Source organism: Solimonas marina, assembly GCF_012241385.1.
Lineage (GTDB): Bacteria > Pseudomonadota > Gammaproteobacteria > Nevskiales > Nevskiaceae > Solimonas > Solimonas marina.
Window position 1 is genome coordinate 417,129 of sequence record NZ_JAAVXB010000004.1, and the last position, 12,886, is coordinate 430,014.

13 protein-coding genes are annotated in these 12,886 nt (G+C 65.5%); 8 read left to right on the forward strand and 5 right to left on the reverse strand.

The features are described 5' to 3' along the window. Nucleotides 1–8: 8 nt before the first annotated feature. Nucleotides 9–1,199: a tetratricopeptide repeat protein gene (locus tag G7Y82_RS10225; RefSeq protein ID WP_168147933.1), complete on the forward strand. Its 1,191-nt coding sequence runs from the start codon at nt 9–11 to the stop codon at nt 1,197–1,199. 162 nt (nt 1,200–1,361) lie between these two features. Continuing rightward, entirely contained in the window at nt 1,362–2,351 is a 990-nt protein-coding gene (locus G7Y82_RS10230; protein WP_168147934.1) for an NAD-dependent epimerase/dehydratase family protein, read from the forward strand. Between the two features lie 4 nt (nt 2,352–2,355). Here the strand turns inward: G7Y82_RS10230 and G7Y82_RS10235 are convergent, their stop codons facing one another. The 3 genes from G7Y82_RS10235 to G7Y82_RS10245 form a co-directional block, all read right to left on the reverse strand. Next, the gene (locus G7Y82_RS10235; protein WP_168147935.1) at nt 2,356–3,843 is read right to left on the reverse strand and encodes a M48 family metalloprotease; all 1,488 of its coding nucleotides are present in this window, start codon (nt 3,841–3,843) and stop codon (nt 2,356–2,358) included. 74 nt (nt 3,844–3,917) lie between these two features. After that, entirely contained in the window at nt 3,918–4,805 is an 888-nt protein-coding gene (gene asd, locus G7Y82_RS10240; RefSeq protein WP_168147936.1) for an archaetidylserine decarboxylase, read from the reverse strand. Nucleotides 4,806–4,813: 8 nt separating this feature from the next. Continuing rightward, entirely contained in the window at nt 4,814–5,443 is a 630-nt protein-coding gene (locus G7Y82_RS10245) for an SCO family protein (protein ID WP_168147937.1), read from the reverse strand. Nucleotides 5,444–5,588: 145 nt separating this feature from the next. Between G7Y82_RS10245 and prmB the strand changes: the two genes are divergently transcribed. The 3 genes from prmB (at nt 5,589) to G7Y82_RS10260 (ending at nt 8,142) form a co-directional block, all read left to right on the forward strand. Then, nucleotides 5,589–6,500, forward strand: a complete 912-nt coding sequence (gene prmB, locus G7Y82_RS10250) for a 50S ribosomal protein L3 N(5)-glutamine methyltransferase (protein ID WP_168147938.1) — start codon at nt 5,589–5,591, stop codon at nt 6,498–6,500. An 18-nt stretch (nt 6,501–6,518) separates the two neighbouring features. Then, entirely contained in the window at nt 6,519–7,607 is a 1,089-nt protein-coding gene (aroC, locus tag G7Y82_RS10255; RefSeq protein ID WP_168147939.1) for a chorismate synthase, read from the forward strand. A gap of 202 nt (nt 7,608–7,809) precedes the next feature. Then, complete coding sequence (locus G7Y82_RS10260) at nt 7,810–8,142, forward strand: hypothetical protein (protein ID WP_168147940.1); 333 nt, start codon at nt 7,810–7,812, stop codon at nt 8,140–8,142. Nucleotides 8,143–8,164: 22 nt separating this feature from the next. Here the strand turns inward: G7Y82_RS10260 and G7Y82_RS10265 are convergent, their stop codons facing one another. Next, nucleotides 8,165–9,379: a helix-turn-helix transcriptional regulator gene (locus G7Y82_RS10265; protein ID WP_168147941.1), complete on the reverse strand. Its 1,215-nt coding sequence runs from the start codon at nt 9,377–9,379 to the stop codon at nt 8,165–8,167. 150 nt (nt 9,380–9,529) lie between these two features. On the opposite strand from G7Y82_RS10265, the gene G7Y82_RS10270 reads away from it, so the two are divergent. Beyond that, entirely contained in the window at nt 9,530–10,312 is a 783-nt protein-coding gene (locus tag G7Y82_RS10270; RefSeq protein WP_168147942.1) for an alpha/beta fold hydrolase, read from the forward strand. Nucleotides 10,313–10,614: 302 nt separating this feature from the next. On the opposite strand, the gene G7Y82_RS10275 is transcribed toward G7Y82_RS10270, so the two are convergent. Further along, complete coding sequence (locus tag G7Y82_RS10275; protein ID WP_168147943.1) at nt 10,615–11,730, reverse strand: NADH:flavin oxidoreductase; 1,116 nt, start codon at nt 11,728–11,730, stop codon at nt 10,615–10,617. A 100-nt stretch (nt 11,731–11,830) separates the two neighbouring features. Here G7Y82_RS10275 and G7Y82_RS10280 point away from each other — a divergent pair, with 100 nt between their 5' ends. Together G7Y82_RS10280 and G7Y82_RS10285 are read left to right on the forward strand one after the other, a co-directional pair. Further along, a complete protein-coding gene (locus tag G7Y82_RS10280) occupies nt 11,831–12,211 on the forward strand; it encodes a winged helix-turn-helix transcriptional regulator (RefSeq protein ID WP_168147944.1) in 381 nt (126 codons plus the stop codon). 275 nt (nt 12,212–12,486) lie between these two features. Beyond that, nucleotides 12,487–12,807, forward strand: a complete 321-nt coding sequence (locus tag G7Y82_RS10285) for a hypothetical protein (RefSeq protein ID WP_168147945.1) — start codon at nt 12,487–12,489, stop codon at nt 12,805–12,807. Nucleotides 12,808–12,886 lie beyond the last annotated feature (79 nt).

Sequence of the window (12,886 nt, forward strand, 5' to 3'; positions counted from 1 at the left end):
CCGTCTCGATGCTCGATTCCTTGTTCACCTGGCTGTTGCTGCCGGTGGGACTCGCCTTTGGCTGGGCGCTGGGGCGCAAGTCCGCTGCCGGGCAGGTCCCGCCCGAGCCGCAGCGTACGATCCAGCCCGAACAGCTCGGCGGCCTGTTGACGCAGCTGGCGTCCGACGATCCGGACCAGGCGATCGCCGCGCTGACGCAGGTTGCCGAAATCGACGAGTCCACCGTCGAGCTGCACATGACGCTCGGCAACCTGTTCCGCAAGCGCGGCGAGATGGATCGCGCGCTGCGCATCCACGAGGCGCTGCTGGCGCGGCCCGGGCTCGATGCCGACACGCGCGCGCAGGTGCGCCGCGAGCTGGCCTACGACTTCCTGCGTGCCGGCGTCATGGATCACGCCGAGGAGCAGTTCGAACAGCTGGTCAGCGACGGTTACTACGTTGGCGAATCGCTCGACCAGATTCGCATCATCTTTGAACAAGGACGCGACTGGGAGCACGCGATTGCCGCCGCGCGCCGCCTGGAAGGCGCGCAAGGCGAGTCGCGTCGCGCACTGATCGCGCAGTACGCCTGCGAGATGGCGGACGAAGCGCTGCGTGCCAAGGACGTCGAGCAGGCGCTGCGTCAGGTGCGCCGCGCGATCGACGAAGACACCGACTGTGTGCGCGCCTATCTGCAGCTCGGTGCCATCGAGGAAGGGCGCGAGCGCTACGCCGCGGCGGCGCAGGCGTATCTGCGCGCCTTCCAGCTCGATCAGCGATTCCTGCCCGACGTCATCGAGCCGCTGTTTCGCTGCTCACAGAAAACCGGCAGCGAAGAGGGCTACTTGCAGTTCCTCGCCGACGCCAAGGAAATCTCGTCAAGCAGCCTGCCGTACGTTGCCGAGGCGCGACTGCTCGCCGACGAAGGCATGGACCCGCTCGATCGTCTGGCGCAGGGCCTGGAGGTCCGACCGAGCCGCGCCGTGCTTGCTGAATTTCTCGAAGTGCTGGAAAAGCAGCCGGGCGTCATTGCCGCCGGCCTCGACAAGCCAGCCGCCAGCCTGCGTCAGGCACTGCGTCGGCTGATGGAATCGACGCCGCGCTATCAGTGCAGCAACTGTGGGTTCTCACCGCGTCAGCAGTTCTGGCAATGCCCGAGCTGCAAGCGCTGGGGCTCGATCACGCCGATCGACGAGGCGATGCGCCTGCCGGGCGCCTGATCGACCTGCCGCTTCGCCCGGTCCGTCTTCGGTCGGCCGCGGTTCCCGTCATCGTCAGCTCTGCGCCAGTCCACGGTCACTGCACCCGCGTGGCATTTGCTGCACCTCGTTGCGCGGCTGATAGACTGCAGCAAAAACCATAGGCCGCGAGGAGGAGAGCGCTTGGCCAAGACGGCATTCGTCACCGGATCGACGGGGTTTGTCGGACTGAACCTGATCGAGGAACTGCACGCGCAGGGCTGGAACATCATCGCCATGCATCGTGAAGCCTCGGACGTGACGCCGCTCGCGCGTTTTGCAGGCGTCGAGCGCGTGTTCGGCGACATCACCGATCAGCGCACGCTGCGGAACATCATTCCGCGGCACGTCGACTGTCTGTTCCATGTCGCTGGCAATACCAGCATGTGGAACCGCGTGCGCGTCGAGCAGATCAAGGTCAACGTGCGCGGCACGCGCAATATCGTACGTGCTGCACTCGAAGCCGGCGTGCGGCGCTTCGTGCATACGTCGAGCATCGTCGCCTATGGCGTCAATGGCGGCACGATCACCGAGGACACGCCGACCCGCGCCAGCACCGATGCGATCAATTACGTGCGCAGCAAGGCCTTGGCCGAGCGCGAAGTACGCAAGGGCGTGTCAGCCGGCTTGCCGGCCGTGATCATGAATCCATCGAACATCATCGGCGCCTACGACACCTCCAGCTGGTCGCGCTTGTTCACGCTGGTTCGGCAGGGACGATTGCCGGCGATGCCCCCCGGCGGCGGCAGCTTCTGTCATGCGCGCGAGGTCGCGCGCATGCACGTCGCCGCGGCCGAGCAGGGCCGCATCGGGGCCAACTATCTGCTCGGCGGTGCGCAGGCCAGTTACGTCGGCCTGGTGCGCGAGATTGCGCGCTTGATCGGCGTGCGTCGCCGGTCGGTCGTATTGCACCCGCGCTTGTTGCAGGCCTATGCGACGGTCGAGGAATGGGCGGCGCCGCTGTTCGGCCGCGAGCCGGACATTACGCGCGACGCCGTGTCGCTGTTCTCCGAGAACTTCTATTGCAGCAGCGACCGTGCGCGCAGCGAACTCGGCTATCAGCCGCAGACGCTGGAACGCATGCTCAGCGACTGCCGCGACTGGCTCTACGAAACCGGTCGCCTGAAGCACTGACGCTTCAGGATTGCGGTCCGTCGCCGCCGCCGTAACGATCCGGCATTTGCGCGCGGACTTCGGCGCGCTTCGCTACCAGCCGCGCGCGCTCCTGCGGCGTCAAGCCCGGCAGTCGCAGGCCCGCGTCGATCTGTTCGAGCGCCGAGCCGGGGTCGCCGCGGGTCAGCAGATAGGTGCCCATCTGGTAGGCCGCTTCCGGATAGTTGTTGCTCTGTCGCGCGGCCTGCGCCAGCAGGCGATAGGTCTCCGGCTGCGTACCCTGCGACTGGTCATGCGAGATCAGGTACTGGCGCGCGTCGTCGGGACGGTTGGCGTCCATCAGCGCCTGTGCATAGTCGAGCATGGCCGGCGCGTACTGCGGATAGAGCTGCAGCAGCTTGCCATAGACATCAAGTGCGGTGTCCAGATGGCCGTTCTGTTCGAGAATCTGGGCATAGAGCAGTTGTACGTTGGCCTGTTTCGGGTACTGCTCGGCCAACGGCGACAGCGTATCCAGCGCTGCCGGGATCTGGCTCATCGTGAACTGTGCCAGGGCCATGCCGTAGCGGTTGTCGAGCGAGTTGCGGCCCGCCGCCAGCTGGCGCGTGTAGAAATTCAGCGCATCTGCCGGATTGTCAGCGACCAGCACGCGCGCCCGTGCCTGCATCAGGCCGAATTCGAGCGAGTCCTGGTGGTGGATCGGGCCCAGCTCGGCGGCTCGGGCCTCGGCTTCCGCCATGCGGTTGGTGCTCAGCGGATGCGTCAGCAGCAGCTCCGGCACGCGGTTTCCGTACAGACGCGATTCCTGCGCGAGCTTTTCGAAGAAATCGGCCATGCCGCGCGGGTCAAAGCCGGCGGCGGCCATGGTCTGGATGCCGATGCGGTCGGCTTCCTGTTCGTGCGCGCGCGTGTAGCTGACTTGACGCTGGTAATTGATGGCTTGCCCGACGCCGAGCGCGCCCATCACCACGTCCGGGTTGGCGGAGCCGGCGATGATCGCGGCGATGACGCCGAGCCATGTGGCGATGGTGCCCGCCTGGCCTTCGCCGATCGATCGCGCGATATGACGCTGCGTGATGTGCGCGAGTTCGTGGCCGAGCACGCCGGCCAACTCGCTTTCGTTGTCGGCGACCATCAACGTGCCAACGTTGAGGCCGATGAAGCCGCCCGGCAGTGCGAACGCGTTGATGCGCGGATCGCGGACGACGAACAGATGCACGGGGGGCGGTTTGGTCTTGCTGGCGCCAGCCAGCTGTTCGCCGATTGCATTGACGTAATCGTTCAACTCCAGATCGTCGAGCGTGTAGTTTTCACGATAGATTTCGGCCGCCACACTGGCCCCGATCTCGCGCTCCTGAGCTGGCGACAGGTTGACGTCCGCCGGCTCGCCGAGCTGCGGCAGGTTGAGATCAGTGGTCGCGACCGCCGAAGCGGTATGGCTGGCGACGATCAGCAATGCGGCGCTCAAAGCCAGAGCAGGGCGCAATACCCACGAGCGCGGCAGGACGTTCATTCGCAAGGCTGTGCTTTTTTCATAATTGACCCCTTAGATCGTCACAGAGCCGTGGAAGTTCGTTGCCCGACTGTTCACGAATGTTTCGGGTTCCAGCGCCCGAGCGCCTGTCCGAGGCGTACCGGCTGGCCGGGCGCCAGCGACGTCGACCAGTCGACCGCACCCTTGGGCGCCAGCAGGATCACTGTTGAGCCCATGTTGAAGCGGCCCATTTCGTCGCCGCGTGCCAGTGCAACCGGCCGCATGGGCGTGTAGCAGTCGCCGCCGCGGCGCAGATGCGGTGGGGTCACGCGGCCGCTCCAGACCGTTTCCAGTGAGCCGACGAACAACGCGCCGATCATCGACAAGACGAAAGGCCCGGCCGGTGTCTCGAAGCGTGCGTTGAGGCGCTCGTTGCGCGCAAACAGCCGTGGCATCGCACGGGCGGTGGCCATGTTGACGCTGAACAGCCGCCCCGGCACGTAGGTCCAGTCGATGACGCGGCCATCGAGCGGCATGTGAATCCGGTGATAGTTGTAGGGCGCGAGGTAGATCGTGCAGAACTCGCCGCCGATGAAGTCCGCGGCCGCCGGGTGTTCGGCCAGCAGTTCGCCGATGCGGTAGTCGCGGCCCTTGGCCTGAATCAGTCGATCTTCGTCGATCGTGCCGAACTGGCTGATGGTGCCGTCGACCGGGCTGACGAAGGTCTGCGCGTCGTCCGGCATCGGCCGAGCGCCGGGCTTGAGTGCGCGCGTGAAGAAGTCGTTGAAGCTGGCGTAATCCTCGATGCGCTCGCGCTCGGCCTCGCCGAGATCGATGGTGTAGCCGCGCAGGAACAGCCGGATCAGCCAGTTCTTGAAGCCGGGGTGGCGGACCTGCGTGACGCGGAACACCAGCTGCGACAGCCAGCGCGTCGGCAGGCCCAATTGCAACAGGGCGAAGGCGCGATCGCCGGGGCTCGCGTCGGGACGGTCGGACGGCATGAGGGGTCTCAGCTGCGTTGCAGCACGGTGTGGAGGTCGGCGACCAGCTTGTCAGCCGCAAACGGCGGCGTCAGATAGCCGGCGATCCGGCCCTGCGGGTCGATCAGGATCAGTGCCGCGGAATGGTCCATCGTATAGCTGCCCGGCGTGCCGCCCGGCACTTTCGCATAGGCCACGCCGAGCATGCGCGCGAGCTTGGGCAGCTCGTCGCCGTGCGCCGTCATCGCGGTGAACTGCGGGTCGAAGGCATGCACGTACTGGGTCAGCTTCTCCGGCGTGTCGCGCTCGGGATCGACCGAGAAGAAGCGCACCTGCATCTGCGCGGCGTCGCTGCCGAGCTGCTGGAAGACCTGATGCAGCATGGCCAGCGTGGTCGGGCAGACGTCCGGGCAGGACGTGAAACCCGGAAAGATCAGCGTCCAGTGCCCCTGCAGCTGCTGCAGGCCGAACGGCTGGCCGTTTTCGTCGACGGCGCTGAAGTCACCGAGCGGCCGCGGGGCCTGCAGCAGCGTGCCGGACTGCAGCGAGATCGTCGCCGGCTTTTGCAGCCATAGCGCCGCAAGCAAGCCGACCATCAGCGCCAGGGCGCCGAGTACGACGAACTTGAGGCCGGGAGGACTGGAGGAATTGGCGGTCATCGTCGGGAAACGGGCAGGCGTGTCGCGCCGGAAGATCGGCCCGCATTATTTCATACGCGGAGCGTGCTGCCCGTATCGGTTTGTCGCACCGCGTCACGCGGCCGCATAATTCGCGCCCCGTTGCCGCTTGTCGTCCAGATTGCCCATGTCCCGTGCCGCCGAAACCGATGTGCTGACCAGTGTCCGCGACTTGGTGCGCTGGGGCGCCAGCCGCTTTCGCGAAGCCGGCCTGACGTTCGGGCACGGTACCGACAATGCGCTCGACGAAGCCTTCCACCTGGTGTTGCATGCGCTGCACCTGCCGGCCGACGTGCCGGCGATCTACCTCGAATCGACCGTCACCGCGCGCGAGCGCACCGCGGCGCTGAAGCTGCTGCGGACGCGCATCACGACGCGCAAGCCGGCCGCCTATCTGCTGGGCCACATCGAATTTTGTGGTCTGGACTTCGAGGTCAACGAGAGCGTGCTGATTCCACGCTCACCGATCGGCGAACTGATCGCGCGTGGCTTCATGCCGTGGCTGCAGCAGCCGCCGGCGCGGGTGCTCGATCTGTGCACCGGCAGCGGCTGCATCGGCATCGCCTGCGCGGCGCTGTTCGATGAGGCCGAGGTCGACCTGGCCGACCTCAGCCCCAAGGCGCTGGCCGTGGCGCGGCGCAACATCGAAAAGCATGTGCTGGGCAATCGCGTCCGAGCGATCCGCTCGGACGTCTTCGACGGCCTCACCAACGAGGTCTACGACCTGATCGTCACCAACCCGCCGTACGTGCCGAACGCCGAGTGGAAGGCGCTGTCGGCCGAATACCGGCACGAGCCGAAGATGGCGCTGGCCGCTGGCAGCGATGGCATGGATATCGTCGCGCGCATCCTCGACGAGGCGCCGCGCCATCTGAGCAACGATGGCTGGCTGGTCTGCGAGGTTGGCGGCAGCGTGCCGGAATTCGAGGCGCGCTGGCCGGACCTGCCGGTGACCTGGGTCGACTTCGTCGAGGAGAACGGCGGCGAGGGTGCCGGCGTCTTCATCATCTCGCGAGCCGACCTGCTCGCGCATCGCTAGAACGGGAAATGGCTCGAGATGTCCGGTAACACGATAGGCAAACTGTTCTGCGTCACCAGCTTCGGCGAAAGTCACGGTGCCGGTATCGGCTGCGTCATCGACGGCTGCCCGTCGGGCCTGGCGCTGAGCGAGGCCGATATCCAGCCGGAACTCGACCGCCGCAGGCCGGGCACGTCCAAATACGTCACGCAGCGCAAGGAAGCCGATCAGGTCGAAATCCTGTCCGGCGTCTTCGACGGCAAGACCACCGGCACGCCGATCGCGCTGCTCATTCGCAATACCGACCAGCGCTCGTACGACTACGAGAAGATCAAGCAGGTGTTCCGGCCCAATCACGCCGACTACGCCTATATCCAGAAGTACGGCATTCGCGATCATCGTGGTGGCGGCCGCTCCAGCGCGCGTGAAACCGCGGCGCGCGTCGCTGCCGGTGCGATCGCCAAGAAATGGCTGCGCGAGAAGTTCGGCACCGAGATTCGCGGCTGCGTCGAGCAGATCGGCGACATTCACTGTGCGCCGCGCGACTGGTCTGCGGTCTCGCAGAACCCGTTCTTCTGCGCCGACCCGGCGCAGGTGCCGGCGCTGGAAGAACTGATCGACCGGCTGCGCAGCGAGGGTGACTCGATCGGCGCCAAGCTCTATGTCGAGGCAACCCACGTGCCGCCGGGCCTCGGCGAGCCGGTGTTCGACCGCCTCGACGCCGACATCGCGTTCGCGCTGATGTCGATCAACGCGGTCAAGGGCGTCGAAATCGGCGACGGCATGGCCGTCGCGCAAATGCGTGGCACCGAGCATCGCGATGAGCTGACGCCGGACGGCTTTCTGTCCAACCATTCCGGCGGCATCACCGGCGGCATCTCCACCGGCCAGACCGTCTACGCGCGCTACGCGATCAAGCCGACGTCGAGCATCACCACGCCAGGCAAGAGCATTGACGAGGCCGGCCAGGCGACCGACATGCGCACCACGGGCCGCCACGACCCGTGCGTGGGGTTGCGCGCGACGCCGGTCGCCGAGGCGATGCTGGCACTGGTGCTGATCGACCACGCCCTGCGGCATCGCGCGCAGAACGCCGACGTGATTCCCGGCACGCCGCGCATCGTCTGAAGGTAGCGGCACGGCGATCGCCGCAAAGGGGGCAGGTGGTCGGTTTGTTGCCGGCGGCCGTGACCGCGCTGCATGGCCGGCGTTGTGCCGCCGCGGGTTTCCCTGAGCGTCTCCCAGCTTTGTTCGCGCACCCTAAATTGGGGCTGCGCCGCCTGCCGCGGCGCGCCACAGTGAGCGCAGGGGATGTCGAGACGGGGGAGACATGGACACGCGACGTTCGAGCCTCGCGCTGTTCACCGGGCTGGCCGTGGCGCTCGGCGCCACGCTGCCGCCGGCATCGGCGGCCAACGCGCTGATCGTGACCCAGCAGAGCAAGCGCGGCTTCTGGTTCGCCTGCGGTCCGGTGTTGTGCACCGACGTGGGCAGCGCGACGGAAGCCGGAGCCATCCAGGACGTCACCTTGCGCCGTCACCGGCCGCTGGCGTTCACGGCCAAGATCGGGAATTGCTACGCCTACAACGGCGGCCCGGTTGCGGTCGGTGACTACGGCCGCGAATGGGTTCATCACAATGTCGACCGGCGCATGCGGTGCTGAGGGCCGGCAACACGTCCCGAGATCAGGCGCGCAGCCCCCGCGAGCTGACCGCGGCTGTGGTGTCGGTGGCTTCCGGCGCCAGACGTGGCAGGTTGCCGCTCGGCACGGTGGGCGGTGCGGCGCGCAGCAGCAGGCCGACCAGCTCCGCCTGCCGCCGTGTACCGGTCTTCGACATGATGTCGCGCAGGCGCGAGCGGACGGTCAGCAAGGACAAGCCCAGGCGGTCGGCAATTTGCTCGGCACGCAGGCCGGTGGCCAGCAAGGCCGCGGTGCGCGCCTCGGCGGGCGTTAGTCCGAAGCGCAGCGCCAAGGCGTGATCGTCGAGCTGCGGCCGGTTCTCGGGCGCGTGAATCAAAACCGCGATCAGCGGGCGGCCGTCGCTGACCAGCAGACGTTCGCTGGACGGCTGGATGGGGCTGACCAGCAGTTGCGTGGTCTCGGCGCTGTCCTGCGCACGGCACTGCAGCTGGCCGCCGGCATCGAGCCACTGTGCCGCGCTGTGGATCGTGCTGCGCTTCAGAAGGCGCTGCAGGCGCCGGTCGGCGCCCGGATCGCGAACGTGCAGGGTGCCGTCGGACAGATATAGCGTGCTGCCGCGCCGCAGGATCTCCTCGGCAGCTTCCGTGGCGTAGACGAGTTGGCGTCCATGGTCGAGCAGGACGAACGGCAGGCCATGCTGCGCCAGCTTGATTGCCACGCCGTGGCGCGTGCGCTCTTCCTGGATGTGCTTGCTCATCGCCAGCGCGCGGCGGATGTGCGGGACGATCTGCTCGTTGAACAGCTGCTGCTCGTCCCGCGCGTAGAACCCGGCATCGCCGGTGCGCTGGATCAGGAACTGCACCTTGAAGCCGTCGCTCTGATAGACGGTGCCACACATGCCGTGCGCGATGTCCTGAGGACCCGCCCAGTCACTGTAGAACTCCGTGCGATAGAAATTCGGTTGCTTGACGCTGAAGTCGAGATACGTCGAATACAGCAGGCCGCCCGGCTTGTTCGCCAGCTCGGGGCGCCATGGGCACTTGTTGACGAAGTACTGCACGTACTGCTGATGGTACTGGTCGTCGATGTTGTGCTTGATGCTGGAGTGCACGGCATCGGCGCGCTCGTTGAGCACCAGCATGCGCGCCGACCGTGAATCCGACAGCGCAATGGCTTCCGCCAGCACGTCTTGCCATTTCTCCGGAGACAGCGCCGCCTGATAAATCCGTTCGATCAGGTCCGGCAGCTTGCGTTGCATCTCCGTCAACCGCTTTTGCGCATCGAAATCCATGGCCCCCGCCATTGCCAGAATTGACGTTCGTCTGTTTTACCATTAACACGGCAATTTGAAAGCTTCGTTGACTTAGGTCATGCAAATTGAGTGCAAATGTTGAGCGATAACCCCCAAATGACAACCAATTTCATCTCCGGCCCCGATGGCATCGAACTGGCGCGAACGCTGCGTGGCGATGCGCCCCCCTATCTGCTGATGGTTCATGGCTGGTGCTGCAACAGCCAGTTCTGGGCGGCGCAAGCCGAGGCATTGGCTGGCGACCACACGACGGTAACGGTCGATCTGGCAGGGCATGGCGAGTCCCGCGGCACGCGCCAGCGCTGGGATCTGGACCGTTTCGCGGACGATGTGACCGCCGCGGCGCGAGATCTGGACGGGCCCATTGTCCTGGCCGGGCATTCCATGGGGGGCGCAGTCGCCATGCTGGCTGCGGCGAAGATCGGCGCGCGCGTCCGTGGCGTCGTGCTGGGCGACACATTCTGTTTCGACTGGGGGCATATCGCCGAGTCGGATCAGGCCCTGTATCTCGCGGCGATTCGGGAAGATCTGCCGGCCATGGTGGCCAATCTGGTCGATGGCGTGGCACCCGCGAACCCCAATCCCGAGCGTCAGAAATGGCTGAAAGCACAGATGGCACGCCCTGACCCGAAGGTCGCAGCGCCGGCGTTCTCATCGCTGTTGAACTTTGATGCGGATGCGGCACTGGCGCAGCTGCCCGAGGCCCTGCCGATACATGCCATCAACAGCCCGAATGCTCATCCCGAGCCCAAGCGTCGCCACGCGGGGCGCATCACGGAGAGCGTCGTGCCCGACACCGGACACTTCCTTCAGATTGAAAAGGCTGAGGAATTTTCGAGTTTGCTGCGGGAGCAGGTCGGGCGGATGCTGGCGGATTGAGTCGCCGCGGAGCGGGGCGGGGCGGGAGCAGTTTCCGGTTCAGTCGAGCTGCGGGTCGTCCCATGCCCGACGAAGCGATTGCGTGACGGCGATATGCGGCGCTCCTGGCGTGACTTCTCTAGGTCTTGTAACTGACTTTATTTAAACTTTTAAATGACTATTAACTGACATTTAAAGATCTGGAGTTTTCGGCTTCCGTCGCACGTTGCGGAAATAAAAAAGCCGCTGCCCGATCATCGGGCAGCGGCTCCGCAACTGCGCGGCGCCTTCGGCGGTTAGCTTCCGCCCGACGCCGCGTCGGCTTAGACGAGCGCGGCGAGATCGCTCGGGCTGAAGCCCTTCAGCGACTGCGCGTCGCCCGAGCGAATCTTCGAAACCCATTCCGCGTCGCTGATCAGCGCACGACCGACCGCGATCAGGTCGAACTCGTCGCGCTCCATGCGTTCCAGCAGATTGTCGATGCCGACACCGGTCGAGCTCTGGCCGCCGAACGCCGCAATGAACTCGCCGGACAGGCCGACCGAACCGACGCTGATCGTCGGCGCGCCGGTCAGCTTCTTCGCCCAGCCGGCGAAATTCAGGCCGTCCTCGCCGTCCTGTTCCGGGAATTCAGGTTCCCAGAAGCGGCGCTGCGAGCAATGCAGCACGTCGACGCCGGCGTCGACCAGCGGCTGCAGCCAGTCAGCCATCGCCTCCGGCGTTTCCGCCAGGCGCGCCGCGTAGTCTTGCTGCTTCCACTGGCTGACGCGCAGGATGATCGGGTAGTCCGCGCCGACCGCCTGGCGCACCGCCGCAACCACCTCGCCGGCGAAGCGTGAGCGCTCGCGGATCGTCGCGCCGCCGTAACGATCGCTGCGCTCGTTCGTGCCGCTCCAGAAGAATTCGTCGATCAGGTAGCCGTGCGCGCCGTGGATCTCCACGGTGTCGAAGCCCAGCCGCTGCGCGTCGACCGCCGCCTGCGCGAACGCCGCCACTGTATCGGCGATGTCTTCCTCGCTCATCGCCACGCCGCGCGGCTTGCCCGGCGCCAGCAGCCCGGACGGGCTCTCGACTTCCGCCGGTGCGCGCCAGTCGGTCTGCGCCTTGGTCGCGCCGGTGTGCCAGATTTGCGGACCCATGCGCCCGCCCGCCGCGTGCACCTCGTCGATCACCGTCTTCCAGCCGGCCAGTGCCGCATCGCCATGGAAGAACGGAATGCCCGGATGATTACGCGACGCCGGGCGATTGACGACCGTGCCTTCCGACAGGATCAAGCCGACGTGGCCTTCCGCGCGGCGGCGGTAATAGGTGGCATTGGCCGCCCCCGGAACGCCGTCGGGCGCGAAGGTGCGCGTCATCGGCGCCATCACAATACGGTTCTGCAGCTCCAGCGACTTGACCCGGAACGGGCGGAAAAGCACATCGGTACGGTTGGACATGAGGGATGGAGATTGGGGTAAGGGTGCATATTAAGTATATTCGATATACCTAGTGTCAATGACGTACTTGAAAGTGCCTAGGTATATCCGAGGAAACCACATGCTCGACTGCAAGACCCAACGCTTCGCCGTGGACTGCCCGAGTCGCGTGCTGTTCGACCAGATCTCCGACAAATGGTCGGTGATGATCCTCACCGTCCTCGATCCGGGCCCGCTGCGCTTCAACGAACTCAAACGCCGTCTCGAAGGCGTCACGCAAAAAGCCCTGACCGACTGCCTGCGCCGCCTGCAACGCAACGGCCTCATCATCCGACGCGTCCTGCCGGCATCGCCGGTCGCCGTCGAATACGAAATCTCACCGCTCGGCCGCAGCCTGCAGACCCCGTTCTACGCCCTCTACACCTGGACGCTCAAAAACCTCCCGCAGGTCGAAGCCGCCAGACAAGCGTTCGACGACGAACAACAGCGGGCAGGGCGCTAGGGGCAAGCACTCCAGGCTCAAGGGCGCTACGCAAATGTGACCGACGTCACACTGCGGCTCCGCACATTGCACGACATGGCCGTGATCGTGCGCATACTCGGCACGAGTCCTGCAGAACGCGAGATATCCGCATGCCAATCCGCACAACACGGAGAAACGGGATGAAAGCGTCTAGACATCAGTGGAATGCCCGCCCGCAGCCCGGGATTAGGCGGAATTCCATCCGCGTTATGCGGAATTTCATTTCCGCCTAATTGGCGTTGGATCTCAAATCAGTGAAGCCGCTTACCCTTCCATTGCAGTTGCCGCTCTGGGAGCTGGCGCAGTTCTCGTCGTCCCGAGAACACATGCGGCAGTTGCTCGGTGCACCGCACTACACGGAAACTGATAGCACGCGCACATTCGGCGGAGAAGAAGAAGCATGGGGTCTTTCACTTCCTTCGGGCCAACGCGTGCTCATCACCTTCCAGGTCCCATATGGCACGGCCGTCATATGCGCAGATCCACCATCAGTAAAACCGGTGTTGGCTGCTCTTGGCCTTTCCACAAGTGCACTAGGTGTCACCGTGCTGAGCCAGCCGGTTCCACTGTCGTGAGCTGAGCGGCCGGGAACATAGGTAACAAAAGAGTCTGGAGACATCGGTAACAGTCACCGGCGCAACAATCTTCCGTTTG